This window comes from Asticcacaulis endophyticus, assembly GCF_014652575.1.
GTDB lineage: Bacteria > Pseudomonadota > Alphaproteobacteria > Caulobacterales > Caulobacteraceae > Asticcacaulis > Asticcacaulis endophyticus.
Map to the genome: position 1 here is coordinate 132250 of NZ_BMZB01000006.1, position 16588 is coordinate 148837.

17 protein-coding genes are annotated in these 16588 nt (G+C 57.6%); 7 read left to right on the top strand and 10 right to left on the bottom strand.

Annotated features, from left to right (window positions below):
• Positions 1–144: 144 nt before the first annotated feature.
• From IE102_RS16275 to IE102_RS16290, 4 genes are read left to right on the top strand one after another with little or no spacing between them, the layout of a single operon-like run.
• The gene (locus tag IE102_RS16275; protein WP_189488651.1) at positions 145–1362 is read left to right on the top strand and encodes an acyltransferase family protein; all 1218 of its coding nucleotides are present in this window, start codon (positions 145–147) and stop codon (positions 1360–1362) included.
• A complete protein-coding gene (locus IE102_RS16280) occupies positions 1349–1969 on the top strand; it encodes a hypothetical protein (RefSeq protein WP_189488652.1) in 621 nt (206 codons plus the stop codon). The genes IE102_RS16275 and IE102_RS16280 overlap by 14 nt, the downstream gene beginning before the upstream one ends.
• Positions 1962–2582 (top strand): hypothetical protein, encoded by a 621-nt coding sequence (locus IE102_RS16285; protein ID WP_189488653.1) that lies wholly within the window; start codon positions 1962–1964, stop codon positions 2580–2582. Before IE102_RS16280 ends, IE102_RS16285 begins: the two co-directional genes overlap by 8 nt.
• On the top strand, positions 2579–2878 hold the full coding sequence (locus IE102_RS16290; protein ID WP_189488655.1) for a winged helix-turn-helix domain-containing protein: 300 nt from the start codon (positions 2579–2581) through the stop codon (positions 2876–2878). The genes IE102_RS16285 and IE102_RS16290 overlap by 4 nt, the downstream gene beginning before the upstream one ends.
• Here IE102_RS16290 and IE102_RS16295 read toward each other — a convergent pair.
• From IE102_RS16295 to IE102_RS16305, 3 genes are all read right to left on the bottom strand, one after another.
• Entirely contained in the window at positions 2875–3399 is a 525-nt protein-coding gene (locus IE102_RS16295; protein ID WP_189488657.1) for a host attachment protein, read from the bottom strand. The genes IE102_RS16290 and IE102_RS16295 overlap by 4 nt on opposite strands.
• A 94-nt stretch (positions 3400–3493) precedes the next feature.
• Positions 3494–4258, bottom strand: a complete 765-nt coding sequence (locus tag IE102_RS16300; RefSeq protein ID WP_189488659.1) for a pseudouridine synthase — start codon at positions 4256–4258, stop codon at positions 3494–3496.
• Positions 4259–4300: 42 nt separating this feature from the next.
• Complete coding sequence (locus tag IE102_RS16305; protein ID WP_229807822.1) at positions 4301–5647, bottom strand: glycoside hydrolase family 27 protein; 1347 nt, start codon at positions 5645–5647, stop codon at positions 4301–4303.
• A gap of 120 nt (positions 5648–5767) precedes the next feature.
• Here IE102_RS16305 and purD point away from each other — a divergent pair, with 120 nt between their 5' ends.
• Positions 5768–7036: a phosphoribosylamine--glycine ligase gene (purD, locus tag IE102_RS16310; protein ID WP_189488661.1), complete on the top strand. Its 1269-nt coding sequence runs from the start codon at positions 5768–5770 to the stop codon at positions 7034–7036.
• Here the strand turns inward: purD and lpxK are convergent.
• From lpxK to IE102_RS16330, 4 genes are all read right to left on the bottom strand, one after another.
• A complete protein-coding gene (lpxK, locus tag IE102_RS16315) occupies positions 7028–8014 on the bottom strand; it encodes a tetraacyldisaccharide 4'-kinase (protein ID WP_229807823.1) in 987 nt (328 codons plus the stop codon). The two genes, purD and lpxK, sit on opposite strands and share 9 nt — an antisense overlap.
• Before the next feature lie 304 nt (positions 8015–8318).
• Entirely contained in the window at positions 8319–9641 is a 1323-nt protein-coding gene (locus IE102_RS16320) for a 3-deoxy-D-manno-octulosonic acid transferase (RefSeq protein ID WP_189488662.1), read from the bottom strand.
• The gene (locus tag IE102_RS16325) at positions 9642–10358 is read right to left on the bottom strand and encodes a lysophospholipid acyltransferase family protein (RefSeq protein WP_189488664.1); all 717 of its coding nucleotides are present in this window, start codon (positions 10356–10358) and stop codon (positions 9642–9644) included.
• Complete coding sequence (locus IE102_RS16330) at positions 10355–12196, bottom strand: ABC transporter ATP-binding protein (protein ID WP_189488666.1); 1842 nt, start codon at positions 12194–12196, stop codon at positions 10355–10357. Before IE102_RS16330 ends, IE102_RS16325 begins: the two co-directional genes overlap by 4 nt.
• Before the next feature lie 173 nt (positions 12197–12369).
• Between IE102_RS16330 and IE102_RS16335 the strand changes: the two genes are divergently transcribed.
• Both IE102_RS16335 and IE102_RS16340 read left to right on the top strand, forming a co-directional pair.
• On the top strand, positions 12370–13065 hold the full coding sequence (locus IE102_RS16335) for a fused DSP-PTPase phosphatase/NAD kinase-like protein (protein WP_189488668.1): 696 nt from the start codon (positions 12370–12372) through the stop codon (positions 13063–13065).
• Between the two features lie 79 nt (positions 13066–13144).
• On the top strand, positions 13145–14068 hold the full coding sequence (locus IE102_RS16340) for a CPBP family intramembrane glutamic endopeptidase (protein WP_189488670.1): 924 nt from the start codon (positions 13145–13147) through the stop codon (positions 14066–14068).
• Between the two features lie 55 nt (positions 14069–14123).
• Here IE102_RS16340 and IE102_RS16345 read toward each other — a convergent pair whose 3' ends face one another.
• The 3 genes from IE102_RS16345 to IE102_RS16355 are packed head-to-tail and all read right to left on the bottom strand — an operon-like array spanning position 14124 to position 16576.
• Entirely contained in the window at positions 14124–14342 is a 219-nt protein-coding gene (locus IE102_RS16345; protein ID WP_189488671.1) for a DUF4170 domain-containing protein, read from the bottom strand.
• Positions 14343–14354: 12 nt separating this feature from the next.
• The gene (locus tag IE102_RS16350) at positions 14355–15188 is read right to left on the bottom strand and encodes an inositol monophosphatase family protein (RefSeq protein ID WP_189488672.1); all 834 of its coding nucleotides are present in this window, start codon (positions 15186–15188) and stop codon (positions 14355–14357) included.
• Positions 15185–16576: a TldD/PmbA family protein gene (locus IE102_RS16355; protein WP_189488673.1), complete on the bottom strand. Its 1392-nt coding sequence runs from the start codon at positions 16574–16576 to the stop codon at positions 15185–15187. Before IE102_RS16355 ends, IE102_RS16350 begins: the two co-directional genes overlap by 4 nt.
• Positions 16577–16588 lie beyond the last annotated feature (12 nt).

Here is a 16588-nt window from a genome sequence, read left to right on the forward strand (position 1 = left end):
TAAGTAATCTGTAGGGCGCTCATTCCAAATCATAAGACGCGCGCGAATCTCATCACGTTTTTATGGATATGAAAAACAAGTTTGTAAAATAAACCAGTTTGTGTATATCGTCGTTATGTTGAACGCGCACAGAGGAGGCGGGACATGACAGATACATCGCAAACGGGGCCAGAGGGACGGTACGGCGCCCTTGATGCCGTAAGGGCAGGCGCATTGATGCTGGGGGTGGCTCTGCACGCCACCATGGCCTATACCGATCCGCCATTCTGGATCGTGCAGGACGCACAGAGGGATAACGGTTTCTGGATAGGGTTTTTTGTGATCCATATTTTCCGCATGAGCCTGTTTTTCATGCTGGCCGGGTTTTTTGCGCGGCTGGTGTTTCATAAATATGGCCTCAAAGGCTTTGTGGCTAACCGTGCCAAACGCATTGCCTTACCCTTGGTGGTTTTCTGGCTGCCGGTGATTGCTGCGATCATCACTATAGCCGTCATGACCTCGATGAAGTTCGTCGCCGCCGGAGGTGTGGCTCCACCCGCACCGCCACCGCCGACCTTAGCGACCTTTCCGCTGACCCACCTGTGGTTCCTGTATATGCTGCTGCTGCTCTATGTCGGGATGCTGGCCTTACGCGGGATTGTGGTGCTTGTTGACCGTAGTGGGGCTTTGCGCGACGGCCTGGGCAAGCTATTGGGTTGGGGTGTTAAAACCGGCGTGGCTATGCCCGTGCTGGCCTTGCCATTAGTACTGGTGACGGCGCAGGCGACCGACTGGATGCGCTGGATAGGCATACCAACGCCCGATACCGGCTTTGTGCCCAATGTCATGGCCCTGACCGGTTTTGGGGTGGCATTTGTCTTTGGCTGGGGCCTGCATCGTCGGGCGGATTTGCTGACGACACTGGCGAAGCAATGGATGCTCAACCTGCTGGCAGCCGTTATTTTCACCGTTTATTGCCTGTGGGATATGGATGCGACGGCCAGCTTTGATAAGGTCGCCGGGCGCGATCATCTGATGTATGCCGCAAGCTACAGTCTGGCGATCTGGACCTGGAGTTTCGGTCTGATCGGGCTGGCGATGAAAACCCTGTCTAAGCCCAGTCAGGTCTGGCGCTTTTTGTCAGACTCGTCCTATTGGGTATATATCGTCCACCTGCCGCTGGTGCTGTGGTTTCAGTACCTGCTGATGGATCAGAACTGGCCGGCGGGCGCGAAATTTACCGCCGTAGTGGCGGGGACCCTGGTCGTCGGGTGGGTCAGCTACCGTTTCGGGGTCAGGCACACGATTATAGGTACGTTACTGAACGGCCGCAAATGCGCGCCCCATAAACTGAAACAGGCCGCCGCCCATGCCACGAACTAAGACAAATCCTGAGCGATCCTTTGCCACAAGCTTTGCGGATGAGGGGCCGCGCGCTCAGGCGGCGACGGGACTGGTGTTTCTGTGGGCGGGATTGCTCTACGGTGCCCAGACCCTGGCTTACGGCGCCATAGACGCCGGGATGCTGACCCTGACCGGGGTTGGTCATCTCATCCTGACCATAGCCCCAACCATACCCTTTCTGGCGGTCATCGCCTTTGTGAGTTGGCAGGGTCGGACGTCTCAAAAAGGGGTGGGAACGCGGGCGCTTACGGCCTGCTACACCTCGGCGGGGCTGGTTAATCTGGTGATCGCCATTGCCTTTGGTGTGCTGGCAGCGCGCAAAGGCAATATGACCATCTGGCTGTTATACCCGATCGTTATCTGCGCCATGCAGGGGGCAGCCTGGTATGCCGCCTGTGCGATCCGGCGCAAAGTCTGGCTGGGGGTGGTCTCCGCCGGATGGTTTGCGGTGACGGTGGCATTAACGCTTCTGGTGACGAATGTTCAGGTCTATCTGCTGGTGCTGGGGCTGGCCCTTTGGGCGCTGATGGCTGTCCCCGGCTATGTGTTGATGCGACGGGCCGCAAAGGAGCCTTCACATGGGTGAACTCAATCCGCAATCGGCCCGTGATGATCTGGCCTTTATTACCGCTCTTGTGGGCGAAGGGGCGCGGGCGCAGGTCTCCGGCGGTGTGCTCCTGATGATCGGCGGTATTCTTTACGGGATACAGTGCCTATGCCACTGGGCCGATATGGCGGGGCTTATCCGGCTGGGCACCGTCGGGCACCTGATCAATGGCATATTGCCGTCGGTGCTGTTTCTGATCGCGGTCGGTATCGTCATGTGGAGGGATCGCCATAAAACCCAGACAGGCGTCGCTTCACGCGCCCTCAACTCGGCGTTTGGTGGGGTGGGGTTGGCCAATCTGTTTATGAACTTTGTGTTCGGCTACACCGCTCTGATGCACAAACTGTGGTTTATCTGGATGTTGTACCCGATTGTGCTGTGCTCACTTATGGGCGCGGCCTGGTATGTCGCCGTCATTATCCGGCGTAAAGCCTGGCTGGGGGTAGTGTCCGCCGGATGGTTTACGGCCGCTTTTGCGCTGATGTGGCGGATCGAGACGCCGGATTATATGCTGATCCTGTCGGCGGCGCTGTTCCTGCTGATGGGCGTGCCAGGCTATGTGTTCATGCGATTGGCAAAGGCGTCAGCGTGAGCGGATTTGATGTCAATCGGCTGGATGACGCCATCCACGGACGCCTGCGTCTGGGGATCATGGCCTATCTGGCCGATGCCGAATCGGCGGATTTTAATGAGCTTAAGGCCGTGCTTGAGGCCACCCAAGGCAATCTGTCGATCCATCTGCGTAAGCTTGAAGATGTCGGCTATATCGAGATCATCAAAAGCTTTCAGGGCCGAAAGCCCCTGACCCGCGCGCATATCACGCCCGCGGGTCGTAAGGCTTTTTCGAACTATCTCAAGGTCTTATCGGGACTTGTGGATAAGTCTTAAGCCAGCATTTCAAGGTGCGCTGCCAATTGCGGCTTGCTTTCCGCCGTCAGGTCCTTGGGGATTTCAGCCTCGATGGCCGACAGCACGCCCTTACTGAACAGCTTACGCAGTTCGCCAAGCAGCTTGGCGGGGGCAATCACCGTCAAACGCTCGAACCTGCCGGAAAGGTAGGCGGCATTGATGGCATCGGCCGCGGTTTTCATCAGGTCGAGCTTGACCTCCTGACGGGCATCGATGTGCGGCTCAGACATGCTGCGTTGTGACGAATTGCTCTGGAATACGCGCCCCAGCTTGTCCGGATCGACATCATAGACCTTATCGGCGTCCTGCGCCTGCCAGGACAGGCCATCCACGGCTTTCAGGCTCTTACGCGGCTCAATAGTGCTGGGACGGTTGGGCTGGGCGGTGGTAGGCACCTCAGAGCTATCGGTTTCGCGGCAATAGATGGTGGCAGATTTCCCGCTGGCCGCCAGAACCCATGACACGGTGGCTTTACGCGCCGCCGGTTGAAAATCAGGCATATTCAGATCCTTTCAAGGTGTGAAACGATCCCCCTTAAGCCGGGTCAGAGTATGCGCCGATATCGAAAAGATTCAATGCGGTAAGCTTATCCGGTCAGGACTGGCTGATCAGCGCCGCCCGTTCCTCCGGCGTCATATGCCGCCACTGGCCTTCGGGCAGGTCGCCCATATGTAGCGGCCCAATCCGGTCGCGGTAAAGGTCAATAACCCGCAGTTCGACCATGTCGCACATCCGCCGGATCTGACGATTGCGGCCTTCTTTCAGGATAAAGCTCAAGGATTGTTCGCCGGTTTGGGTGACGATGGCGGGCTTAAGCTTGCGCCCGTCCAAGGTCAGGCCGTGACGCAACCATTGCAGCTTTTCCTCAAACACAGCCCCGCGCACCCGGACGTGGTATTCTTTTTCAAGGTCACTTTCCGGGCCGATAATCGCTTTGGCCAGCACGCCGTCCTCAGACATGATTAGAAGCCCGTGCGAGTCCTTATCCAGCCTCCCGACGGGCGCCAGCTTGGAATGTTGGTCCGGGAAAACCTCAGCCGGGCCATAGACATTGGCGCGACGGATCATACGTACCGCCGGGATCTCGCCGGCTTCAGGTGTGCCGGACACGATGCCAATGGGTTTGTGATACAGAATCGTCATGCGCGTATCGAGGGCGTCCTTACCCTCGTCGTCGATAGTGACCGTCTGACCCTTTTCGATCTTGCGGCCCGCATCGGTGACGCGCACACCATCGACCAAAATCTGACCGCGTTCGATCAAACTATCGGCTTCACGCCGCGAACACACACCCGATTGCGCCAGCCATTTGTTGACGCGCACGGGCTCATCACCGTCATAAATCTTGCTCAAAGCCATGCCGCCTCCCTTAGCGACAAAGCTTTCGTCGCGCCATAGTTTTTATGCGGAGGTCAGGTGGTAAAAGGCGCTGGCGTGGGGGCGCAGTTCGGTTTTCAGCGCCGTGTCCATAACCCGAAGGTCTTTGCGGGCCCAGATATCGCGCACTTTCACCTTGTTTTTCAGCCCCATAAGTTTGAACAGTTCACTGACGGCTTTAGGTTGGTCGGAAATGTTGAACAGGGCCAGATAGCGGCCTTTAGGGGCATCGGCGATCCAGCCAATCTGGCCGTCGCGTTTGAAGAGTACGCGGTTGTTTGAGCTTTTCTGATTGACGGCAATGACTTCGGGATTGGTCAAAAGGTCAAGCGTCGCCTGATCCATCGCGCGCAGATCGCCGCCCATGATCAACGGAGAGCGCGCAATCGACCACAGGGTCATCAGGGTTTGCTGCTCATCGGGTGTGAACTTGGTCTTGCGCTGCCCCATGGCCAGCAGCCCCAGCGGCAACATGTCGGCATCGGGCCAGGCGCCGGGTTTGCGGTACGGGTTCCAGTTTTCCAGCCGCTGGAATTGATCGCGCAGCAGTTTCCAGTCATCCCAGAAGTCATCGGAAATCCGCCACATTTGGGCATATTTCGGCACATGATGGGCCCAGTTGAGATCGGTCTCACCGGGCGACAGGCTCAAAATCATCGGGCGGCCAGAGGCGGCAATGGCCTTATGGGCTGCCTCGATCTCGCGCCAGTTATCACCATAGGGGCGGGACATGTCATCCATCTTGACGAAATCGACGCCCCAGTCGGCAAACAGCTTAAAGACCGAGTTGTAGTACGCCTGCGCCCCCGGCTTGGTCATATCGACGCCGTACATGTCGCCGTTCCAGGTGCAGGTGGAGTTGGTATTGGCGATATCCTGCGCGCGGACTGTGGTGCCTAAAATGGGGACGTTCTGCGCCACCGCCTGACGCGGAATCCCTCTCATGATATGGACGCCGAATTTCAGACCCATTTTGTGAACCTGATCAGACAAGGGTTTGAAGCCCTTGCCATTTTCTGATGACGGGAAACGATTAGGAGCGGGCAGAAGGCGGCCATTTCCGTCCATGGTCAGGGGGGCGTCTTTACGGTAATTATAACCGTCGGCATTGGGTTCGTACCACTGGATATCGACGGTAAAGACATCGTAACCGGATGGCAGCAGCTTATCGGCCATGATGTGGGCGTTTTCCACGGCCTGAGCTTCGGTGATGGTGGTGGCGAACGAGTTCCAGCTATTCCATCCCATCGGTGGGGTTGGGGCCAGCACCGGCTGTGCGGCAAAGCTGATACCGGATGTGGCCGCGAATGTCGTGGCTGTGGCGCCGCCGATCAGGGCGCGCCGGTTGAGTTGCCATTTTCCTGTCATCATGACCTCCGTTATTTATTTGTCCGACTATTGCAATGGTCTGGCCAATTTGCCAACCCTTTTTTCAGGAAAATGTCGAGGGGCTCTTGACGGCGAGCCTTACCTCAACCAAGCCATGGCACCATGAATATTCTACTGATCGGCTCGGGCGGCCGCGAACACGCCCTCGCATGGAAAATCGCCCAGAGCCCGCTGTTGACGCGCCTCGTGATCGCGCCCGGCAATCCCGGCATGGCGTCATTGGGCGAATGCGTGGCCATCAAGGTCACTGAGGTCGATAAGCTGGTGGCGCTGGCGAGGTCCATGAGCGCTGATCTGGTCGTTGTGGGCCCTGAAAGCGCATTGGCTGAAGGCATTGCCGATGCGCTGATGAAGGTCGGCATACCGTGCTTTGGGCCGACGCAAACGGCGGCGCAGTTAGAATCGTCAAAAGCCTTCACCAAGGATTTTTGTAAGCGCCATGACATCCCCACCGCGGCCTATGAAACCTTTGAAGATATCGACGCCGCGAAAGCCTATCTCAAAACCCTACCCGCGCCCTACATCATTAAGGCTGATGGTCTGGCGGCGGGTAAGGGCGTGGCCATTTCACCTGATTTGCCGGATGCCTATGCTGAGCTTGAGGCCATGATGTCGGGCCGCTTTGGCACATCAGGCGCGCGGGTGGTGATCGAAGAATTTATGACCGGCGAGGAAGCGTCGATCTTTGCGCTCTGTGACGGCGAAACCGCGTTACTCTTCGGCTGGGCGCAGGACCATAAGCGCGCTTTTGACGGCGATACCGGCCCTAATACCGGCGGTATGGGCACCTATAGCCCGGCGCCGATTGTGACCTCGGCATTGCTCGATATCACCCAGCGCGACATCCTTGATCCGACCATGCAGGGCATGAAGGCCGAGGGCAATCCGTATAGGGGCGTGCTCTATGCCGGTCTGATGGTGGAGGGCGGTAATCCGCGTCTGGTCGAATATAATGCCCGCTTTGGCGACCCGGAATGTCAGGTGCTGATGCTGCGCCTCAAGAGCGATATCGTGCCCTATCTGCTGGCGGCGGCCAGGGGCGGGCTGAAATATCTGCCAGCCCCGGAATGGCATGAAGAAGCGGCCGTATGCGTCGTCTATGCCGCCAAGGGCTACCCCGACAGCCCGATTGGCGGTTCGATCATCAAAGGCGCTGAGCAGGACTTTGGTGACGGCGTCAGTGTGTTCCATGCCGGTACATCGCTGGCGGAGGATGGCTCCTTGCTGGCCGCCGGCGGGCGGGTGCTCAATGTCTGCGCGCGCGGGGCGACAATCAAAGAGGCCCGTGACGCCGCCTATGACGCGGTCTCGAAAATCCAGTGGCCGGGCGGGTTTTATCGCTCAGATATCGGCTGGCGTGCCCTATCGTAATAGGGCGGCTTTGAACCCATCTTCATCATCGAAGCGCGCCTGAATGGGCAGGTAGTCGATAATTGATTTCCATCCTTCGGGCAGCTTGACCCAATCCTTTTCGGTGGTGATCAGGCGCGCCGCCTGTTCATCGGCCGTGGCTTTAAGAGCGGTCAGATCAGTCTCGGAAATCGGCGCATGATCAGGATAGGCTTTGAAACCAACGATATCGCACCCCAGCCGTTCAAGCGTGTCCTGAAACTTCCACGGCTTGGCTATGGCGGCAAAGGCCACCACGCGGGCGGGTTTCATAACCGCTGTCAGGCGGGCAATAAAGACCGGTTTACCTTTGAATAGACCCACTAATTCAGGATCGATCGGGGCATCCTCAGACGGCAACCACAGGACGATAATATCGGCCCGCGCTAAACCATCATTTAGTGGCTCACGCATTGGCCCATAAGGAACCACGCCGCCATCACCAAAGGGCCAAGCGCCATTTGAGGTATCGCCGTCAACCACGACGATATTGATATCCTTGGCAATGGTCTGGTTCTGGTGGGCATCGTCAACGACGCAGATTTGGGCGTCCGAGGTCTCTATCGCCCGCAGTCCGGCGGCACGGTCTTTAGCGATAACAAACGGAAACTCACGCGCCAGCATCCACGCTTCGTCACCCACTTCGGCAGCGGTATGGGTGATTGAATCAATATTGATTGGGCCGTCAAATTTGCCGCCATAGCCTTTCGAGAGACCTGCCGCGTGTGGCAACAATCGCAGGATTTCCCGCGTTATTGGCGTCTTGCCTGACCCGCCGACCGTCAGATTGCCAACGGAAATAACCTTGAGTGATGACCGATAGGGCGCTGCCTTTTTAGACTTGCCACGACCGGCGGCGATCCACAGTTGCGATAGCGGCCACAGCACCGGACGCCACCACGGCGCACCGTCAGCGTTTTTTGTGTACCACCACTTCGGGGTTTTGAAAGTCAGGATCAAGGTTAAAGAATTCTAATTGTGACGTGATAATGCTAGCGGTCGCTAACAGTAAAAACTTTCGGAATTAGCATAATGCCTGAAATGGAGGTCCACGCTCCAAAGGCAAGATGAGCAATGCATAATATTATAATTTTTACTTTATGTAATGTGGACTTGCCTCTTTTATTAGCAGTCAAGTAAGCGTGTTTGTAATACATATAAGCACCCCAAGTTGAGGTAAACCCAAGGCCGAGTAAAGCGCCCATTAGCGTTGTGTCAGAGATATACATTTCTAACTTTCAGGTTTGAGGTAATACATAATGGCTTAGGCCGCCTCATCCTGAGCGGGGGCGGGCGGCAACAGCGGCTCCAGACAGCGCCAGACCATCGGCAGGGTGTCGCCATCCTTACGTGCCAGCCGCCGCGCCAGCGTATTGGCCGCCTCACGCGCCTGCGGATTGACCAGCAATTGCTCGACGATCAGGCTCAGTTCATCGCGACTGCTAGCCTTCCAGCCTGCGCCCAACTCCAGCACGTCGTCATAGACCGCCTGCCAGTTGTAAAGTTCTGCGCCAAATATGACGGCTTTCGACAACCGCATGGCCTCCAGCGGGTTATGGCCACCGATGCCGGTTGAAAAACTACCGGCCATGATGACCACATCGGCCAGCCGGAAAAACACCCCAAGTTCCCCCAGAGTATCGGCCAGATAGATCTGGGTATCCGGTGTAATGACCTCGGTCTTTGAGCGTTGCGCCACCGTAAACCCCAGCGCTTCCAGATCAAGCCGGATTTCTTCGGCGCGGGTCGGATGGCGCGGCACGATAATCAACAACGGCTTATCCGGAGATTTAATTATCGTCTCTAAGGCGCTGGAAATATAGGCCTCTTCGGTCGGGTGGGTGCTGGCGGCGACAATGACCTGCCGCGCACCGATCTGTGCGGCCAAAGCCTCACGCGTGGGGGTATCATCCTCCAACGGCGCGCCCAGGGTTTTGAGATTGGCCTGCGGGGCGACGTGACGGGCAACCGGATCGCCCAGGCTTTTGAGGCGGGCTTCAGAGTCTTTGTCCTGCGCCATGATCAGGTCGAAACCGCTTAGGGTATAGGTGATGGCCTCTTTCAGGCGCATCCAGCCCTTATAGGTTTTTTCGGTAATACGCGCACTTAAGAGGGCGTGTTTGATGCCGCGTTTCTGTAAGGCCCCGATCAGGTTGGGCCACAGGTCGCTTTCGATAAAGATGGCAAGGTCCGGCTGCCAGTGATCCAGAAACGCGGCCACCGCCTGCGGGGTGTCGATAGGCGCATATTGGTGCGTGATGTCGCCCACAGTCGCCAGCCGTTTGGCCAAAATCTCGGCTGAGGTTGTGGTCGATGTGGTCAGCAAAAACCGAACATCGGGCCGCTCCGCTTTTAGGCGCTCAATAACCGGCAGCACCGACAGACTTTCGCCGACGCTGACGCCGTGCAACCATATCAGAGTGCCGGACGGGCGCGGTGTGTCCGTGCGGCCCAGACGCTCCCGGAACCGGATCGGGTCTTCCTTGCCGCGCTCAAGCCGTCTGCGCAGAACAAAGGGTGCCTGAGTGTGAAACAGGCTCATCAACCATTGATAAGCGGTCAGGGAAAACGGTTTGGGACTGCGCATCTAAAGCGGCGCCCCCACTACGCGATCGGCTTCATCGTTGACGCGCGTCAAAACATCACCCATGTGGGTCATCAGGTGTTGCAAGCGGTCGGCATCGATATCGGCCGGCACGGGGTCATGAACCTCCCACACAATCGCCGCATGTCCGAACGGCAACGGTACGCGCATCCTATCCCAGGTCTTAAATTCGATAAAGCGGGAGGTCGATAAACCTACCGTGATCATGGGTGCGCCCGTCATTTGCGACAGTTTCAGTGTACCTTCGGTCATTTCGCGGTGCGGCCCACGCGGCCCGTCAGGGGTCATGGCCACGCAGCGACCCTCACCAGCCGGGGCGGCACGCATCCAGCGCAGCATCTCACGAAAAGCCTGAGCGCCACCTTTTTGCTTGGTGGGGTCGGATTTTTTTGCCGACGATCCGCGGATGGCATGATAGCCGAAGCGCTGATTGATCAGGGCGCTCTGGTCACCGCTTTTGGACAGGGAAGCCAGCACGCAGACCGCTTGCGCGCGGTCCAGCGGCCAGCAGGCATGGGTCAGATGCAGGCGGCCATGCCAGAACATCAGCACAACGGGGCCTTTGGCGGCCCAGATCGCTTCGACGGGAGCCTGATTGACCCGCGTCCAGCGCGAGGTGCGGTAGCAGAATTTCAGATAACCGACGACGAGTATGGCGATCAGTTTCTGAACCGGTTTTGAGTTTAAAAGCGACTTCATGACGCCACACCTGATGCCATTTGCGGGCTATTGTGTGGCATATCAAACTGTTGCCGCGCCAGATCGGCATAGAGACCGCCGGAGGTAATCAGGCCGTCATGGGTGCCGCGCTCCACGATCCGGCCTTTGTCGAGCACCAGAATCTCATCGGCATGGCGAATGGTCGACAGGCGGTGGGCGATCATGAAGGTGGTGCGCCCAGCCATCAGCCGTTCCAGCGCTTCCTGCACGCGGGCTTCGGATTGGGTATCGAGCGCGGAGGTGGCTTCATCGAGCAGCAAAAGTGGCGCATCTTTCAGGAAAGCGCGGGCAATGGCGATGCGTTGTTTCTGGCCTCCCGACAAGCGTGAACCGGCTTCGCCGACGCGGGTGTTGTAACCCTCGGGTAGGTCCATGATGAACTCATGGGCGGCGGCGTCACGGGCGGCTTTTTCGATGGCGGCGGGGTCAGCATTCGGGTTGCCATAGGCGATATTGACCGCGATGGTATCATCGAACAGGAACGGATCTTGGGTCACCAGCGCAATATTTTCGCGCAATGATTTGAGCGTAAACGATTTTTGGTCCTCACCATCAAAGCGGATATGGCCGCGGGTGACGTCGAAAAAACGCGGCAGCAGGTTGAGCAGGGTCGATTTGCCTGACCCTGACGGACCGACCAGAGCGATCGAGCGTCCGGCCTCAGCGGTGAAATTTATGCCGGTAAGGGTCGGCATATCCGGCGCATATTCAAAACCGACGTCCTCAAAGCGGATCGTTTTAAAATCGCGCGGTAGGGCCACGACACCCGGCGCGTCCTTGATGTCAGGTTGTATATCCAGAACGGCAAACAATCTTTGGGCCGCCGTCATGCCTTCGGACATTATGGTTTGCAGGCTGGCGAGTTGGCGCAAGGATTGCGCCGCTGACCCCAGCAGGGCCAGAAACGCGGTAAAGCCGCCGACGGTCATTTCGCCAAGGCCAGAGCGCCAGCCGGCATAGGCGATGACCAGCGCGATCAGCACAGTTGTCAGGGCTTCGGTGACGGGGGCGGCCGAGGCGCGGGCATTGGCGCCCTTGATGATGTGTTTCTGGCGGCGGGCGATCACGTCATTGACGCGGCCTTCTTCAAAGCTTTCCTGATGAGCGATTTTGACGATTTTGACGCCATCAAGGCTTTCCATAATGGCCGACGACAGGCTGGAGGTTTCTTCCATCGCTCCTTTGGCGGCCTTTTTGGTGCGCTTCATATAGCCCGATAAGACCTGACCAATGATCGGGCCGATGATCAGCACGCCGAGCGTCATTTTCCAGTCGATAAAGGCCATGGCAATCAGGGTGTAGATAACCGTCAGGCCGTGCTGGGTGTAGTTGACGACGCCGTTGGTGGTGGCTTCGCGCATTAAACCGGCATCGAAAAGAACCGAGCTAAGATATTGTCCGGAATGGGCTTTTTGCAGGCGGGCCAGATCGGCACGGATCAGGTTGGCAAATAACTGCGATTGAATATGGCCGACAAGCTGGTGACCGATTCGGTTGACGAGGGTGACCTGTCCCAGTTGCGCCCCCAGCCGGATAAAGCCCATGATGACAATGATCAAAGGCACCATCAACAGTGGATTTTCGGCGATGATTGATGGCACGTTTGTGGTGGCGGGGCCCGTTTCACCGAACAGAAGCTCCACGCCGGGCTTAAGCATCAACAGCACGCCGGCTGTTGCCAGCCCCACCAGGGCCGCGCATAGCATGGAGGTGAACAGCGCGCCCTTTTGCGGGCTTAAATACTCACGCCACACGCGGGCCATGACAGCCTTGGCGCTGATGTCAGATGTCGTGGTGAGAGGTGAAGGCTTAGGCATTCAGAACAGATAGGGTTGTTGGACCAATAGCCTATAGCCTTTAAGGTGATTTTTCTCAAAACCAATAGGGTTTTGGTCGCACCTGCGCACAAAAGACCTTATCACTGCGTCAAAAATGTCTATATGAGGGGCCGAGCGGATCACCGCTATCCTTCAAAAAATATTTCGAGTTCATGGTCAAACTATTCAAAACCCCAAAGACCCATAAGGTATATGACACGTCCTCAAAATGGGGGCTGTTCAAGACCTATATGGCCTTTCTGTGGGGCGATCATGCCTATCTGAGGCTCGGTTTTACCAATGCCCATTGGATTGATGATAAGATGCTGCGTGCCAATCAGCCGTGGCCGTTTCAACTCAGGTGGTTTCAGAAACATGACGGTATAAAGACCGTCATCAATCTGCGCGGGCAGCGTGGATCGTTCTATGCGCTCGAAAAACATGCCTGTGCGCGGCTGGGGCTGAAGCTTGTCGATTTTAAGGTGACCTCACGCGATGTGCCGACCAAAGAGGCTATTCTGGCCGCCAAAGACATGTTTGAGCGGATCGAATATCCGGCCCTGCTGCATTGTAAATCGGGTGCCGATCGGGCAGGGATCATGAGCGTCCTGTACCGCCATTTGCATCTGGGCCATCCGATCGAAGACGCGATGAGCGAACTGGGCCTGCGCACCCTGCACATGAAGGCGGGCAAGACCGGCGTGCTCGATTATATCTTTGAGCGCTATCTGACGGTCGGCAAGCCGCAGGGCCTAAGCTTCGTCGAATGGACCCAGAGCGAGGATTACGACCCGGTGCGGATTAAGTCCGACTTCAAATCATCGTGGTGGGGCACGCTTTTGACCGAAAAAATCTTCAGGCGTGAATAGTTAACGCATCTGAGTGGCCAACCATAGACAGTTTCGCAAAACCCTGTAATCTGAAATTCAGGTTTTGAGGGGGCTAATCATGCAGGGCATCGACCTCTACGCGCCAAAGCAGCCGGGACAGCGGTTGACCTGGACGCCGTTTGCCTTTGCCGTCACCTTCATCGCCATTGCCATGTGCGCGCTGGTAGGCATCCGGCTGATCTACCTGTTCGACTGGGAGCATGGCGAGGCCCACATCTGGCCAGCCTTATCTGTGCAACTGGTCACAGGCTTTGGCATGTCGGCCGTGCTGATCCTGATCTGGGCCTGGTTTTATGAGCGGCGCGGGTTTGCGGCCAATGGCCTTAATCAAAAGGGACTGACGCGGTTCGGACGCGGATGGCTGATAGGTGTTGGGTTTGCGCTGTTTATTGTGGCCATCGCCGTGATCAGCGGCGTCTATGAGGTCGAACATTCCGGCTTTCGCGCCGAACCAAGCTGGCTGGGGCTGATCCCGTTCATAGTTTTACTGTTCGGATTTGTGGTGCAGGGATCGACCGAAGAAATCCTGATGCGTGGTTATCTGATGTCGGTTCTGGCGTCACGGCATGGGCTAATGCTGGCAGTTACGCTCAACAGCGCATTTTACACCCTGCTGCACAGCAGTAAATTCAGCCTGACCTTTGAGCTGATTATCATGGTGTTCAATATTCTGCTTCTGGCCCTGTTCATCAGCCTTTATGCTATTCGCGAACACTCGATCTGGGGCATTTGCGGCTGGCATACCGCGTGGAACTGGCTACTGGGGGTCGGCTTTGGCTTTGATATCGCCGGGCGTAACTTCGGGGTCGAGCCCTTGCTGGTCGACCTCAAGGCGGCCCCCGGTCAGCCGTGGTGGCTGACGGGCGGCGCCGTAGGGCCGGAAGGCAGTGTGATCACCAGTCTGGTTCTGTCAGCCGCCATTGGCTGGCTGCTGTGGCAGGGCGGCTGGAAGATATTCAGACCATCCGCCCAAGCGGTTTAAATTATTTTACGCGCATTTGAATCCAAAAACCGCTTCACACTTTTTGGAATGCGCTCTAGGCATCCGGGTTCAGCATCTTATGGGCATGGATAACGAAATAGCGCATCAGGGCATTATCAACCGTTGACTGCGCCTTGGCGCGCCACGCCTTGACCGCTTCTTCGTAGGAGCCATAAGCCCCGACAAACTCAACAGCCTTAAGGTCTTTGAATTGGGTCTTGGTCAGATCGGACAGTTCGCCGCCGATAACGATGTGCAAAAGTTGTTCACTCATAACAAAATAACCTCAGATATGGTCAAGGGTCGCTAAATGCCCGCAGCGCCGGATGATTTCCGCATAAAGCGGCTCACAGGCGCAGACGAGCGAGGGTTTAAGACTGGACTTACCATTGAAATGATAAGGATTACCTAAATGATCGGACGTTTTCGCGCCGGCTTCACGGGCGATAAGCGTAGAGGCGGCGACATCCCAGTCGCGCTTTGGGGTCAGGGCCAAGGTGAAATCGGCGCGCCCGGCGGCCACACACACCATGCGATAGGCCACCGACGGCCGTGACGTCACCAAAAGCCTTGGCCAGTCGCCGCGCCAGATCGCCTTACCGAACACACGGGCGTCGCCGATGACGTGGGCACCGTCCAGAGCCGCGGTTGTGGTGGCGTGGATCGGTGCGCCATTGAGCGTCGCCCCAAGCCCAAGACCCGCGGCATAAAGCTCTTGTGCGTCAGGGGCGTAGACGACGCCGGCGACCGGCTGCCCGTTTTCAACAATGGCCAAAGCAATGGTCCAGTAAGGACTGCCCTTGGTAAAGCCCATGGTGCCGTCGATGGGGTCGAGCACAAATACCCTGGCTTTACTGAGCCGGGCATCGGTGTCCGGCGATTCTTCGCTTTGCCAGCCGTAATGAGGCCGCACCTGCATCAGGGCTTCTTTGAGCCACAGATTGACTTCAAGATCAGCATTGGTGACGACCGAGCCATCGGATTTGTAATCGATGATCAGCCCCTGCGCCTTGACGTGCTGAGCCAGAGCGCCGACGCGACGAACCTTGTCGACCAGAAGGGCGAGGTCTTCCTCCAGCTCCCGGCGCGCATCGGCAGTCACGGCGGTGGCCTTGTTCATTTGCCCCCCACAGACAGGCCGTCTATCAGAAGGGAGGGGGCATCGTTCGCGCCCTTAATCTCAAGGTCGCTGCCGGGGATCAGGCGGGCAAAGATGTCGATCAGATTGCCCGCGACCGTCAGTTCATTGACCGGGTATTTTATCTCCCCCTGATCGAACCAGAAGCCCGAAGCCCCTACCGACCAATCACCGGTATCAGGATTGACGTTCGGGCCGAACATCGAGGTGATCAGTAGCCCCTGTCCGGCATCGCGCATCAGGTCGGATTGCGACGAAGATCCGGGCATCAGGGTGATATTGTGAGCCGAAGCCCCCGCGGGGCCTACCAGACCGCGTGAGGCATGGCCGGTCGAGGTCAGGCCCAGTTGCCGGGCGGAGGCCGTATTCAGCAGCCAGGTCGTCAGCACGCCATTATCGATGAGGTGGCGTTTTTGCACGCGCACGCCTTCGTCGTCGAAAAGGCTGGAAGCCAGACCGCGCACCCGGAACGGATCATCGACAATATGAATGCCGGGCGCAAATAGCTGGGTGTGCAGGCGGTCCTTAAGATAGCTGGAGCCGCGAGCAATCGCGGGGCCTGAGATAGCCCCTAAATACAGACTAACGATCGATTTAGACACGCGTGGATCGAAAATAACCGGATATTTACCGCTATCGATGCGGCGCGCGCCCAGAGCGCTTAGGGCGCGCTCGGCCGCCAGTGCTCCGGTATCAACCGGTTCCGGCAGGTCGGTATAGAATCGTTTTGAGCGCCCTTCGCCGTCGCGTTCCATTTGTCCCGCGCCATCGGTGGCAATCATGCGCGCCGACTGAAAAAACAGGCTTGAGGACTGCTGGCCGCTAAAACCGTCCGAGGTCAGAAACTGCCAGTGGCTGTGGCTGTAGCCGGCGCTGGCGCTATCGGTCGTGATGGATTCGCTAAGCCCAAGCCCCGCCGCTTCGCAGGTCAGGGCCCGGTCCCTGAGAACTTCGGCCAGCATCTCGGCCGGATCAAACAATTGCAGGTCAATCGCGTTGTCATCCGGCGCATACAATAAGGCCGGGTCGGCCAGGCCGGTAAAGGCATCGTCCGGCGAAATCCGCGCCATGATCAGCGCGCGCTCCACAGTCCGTTGCAGGGTTTGCGTCGAAAACTCGGAAACCGAGACCACGGCCTGTTTCTGGCCGATAAAGACGCGAAGGCCCAGATCAGCCGTTTCGTCGCGCTCAACCGTTTCGACCTCACCGTTGCGGACACCAATGCTCAAAGACCGGCTTTGGGCGAAGGCCACTTCGGCCGCATCGGCACCGGCGGCACGGGCCGCGCTCAGCACCTGCTCCAGCCGGTCGGTAACCACCGGATCGTGGTGGGCGTTATTGCCGGACGTTATGTTTCGCGTTTGCAACATGATCTTTATCTA

Bases quoted from the DNA above. Each gene is read 5' to 3' on its own strand.
- IE102_RS16325 (WP_189488664.1), bottom strand. From the start codon at position 10,358: ATGAAGTCGCTTTTAAACTCAAAACCGGTTCAGAAACTGATCGCCATA.
- IE102_RS16285 (WP_189488653.1), top strand. From the start codon at position 1,962: ATGGGTGAACTCAATCCGCAATCGGCCCGTGATGATCTGGCCTTTATT.
- IE102_RS16305 (WP_229807822.1), bottom strand. From the start codon at position 5,647: ATGATGACAGGAAAATGGCAACTCAACCGGCGCGCCCTGATCGGCGGC.
- IE102_RS16295 (WP_189488657.1), bottom strand. From the start codon at position 3,399: ATGCCTGATTTTCAACCGGCGGCGCGTAAAGCCACCGTGTCATGGGTT.
- IE102_RS16340 (WP_189488670.1), top strand. From the start codon at position 13,145: ATGCAGGGCATCGACCTCTACGCGCCAAAGCAGCCGGGACAGCGGTTG.
- IE102_RS16280 (WP_189488652.1), top strand. From the start codon at position 1,349: ATGCCACGAACTAAGACAAATCCTGAGCGATCCTTTGCCACAAGCTTT.
- IE102_RS16335 (WP_189488668.1), top strand. From the start codon at position 12,370: ATGGTCAAACTATTCAAAACCCCAAAGACCCATAAGGTATATGACACG.
- purD (WP_189488661.1), top strand. From the start codon at position 5,768: ATGAATATTCTACTGATCGGCTCGGGCGGCCGCGAACACGCCCTCGCA.
- IE102_RS16355 (WP_189488673.1), bottom strand. From the start codon at position 16,576: ATGTTGCAAACGCGAAACATAACGTCCGGCAATAACGCCCACCACGAT.
- IE102_RS16300 (WP_189488659.1), bottom strand. From the start codon at position 4,258: ATGGCTTTGAGCAAGATTTATGACGGTGATGAGCCCGTGCGCGTCAAC.
- IE102_RS16350 (WP_189488672.1), bottom strand. From the start codon at position 15,188: ATGAACAAGGCCACCGCCGTGACTGCCGATGCGCGCCGGGAGCTGGAG.
- IE102_RS16320 (WP_189488662.1), bottom strand. From the start codon at position 9,641: ATGCGCAGTCCCAAACCGTTTTCCCTGACCGCTTATCAATGGTTGATG.
- IE102_RS16345 (WP_189488671.1), bottom strand. From the start codon at position 14,342: ATGAGTGAACAACTTTTGCACATCGTTATCGGCGGCGAACTGTCCGAT.
- IE102_RS16330 (WP_189488666.1), bottom strand. From the start codon at position 12,196: ATGCCTAAGCCTTCACCTCTCACCACGACATCTGACATCAGCGCCAAG.
- IE102_RS16275 (WP_189488651.1), top strand. From the start codon at position 145: ATGACAGATACATCGCAAACGGGGCCAGAGGGACGGTACGGCGCCCTT.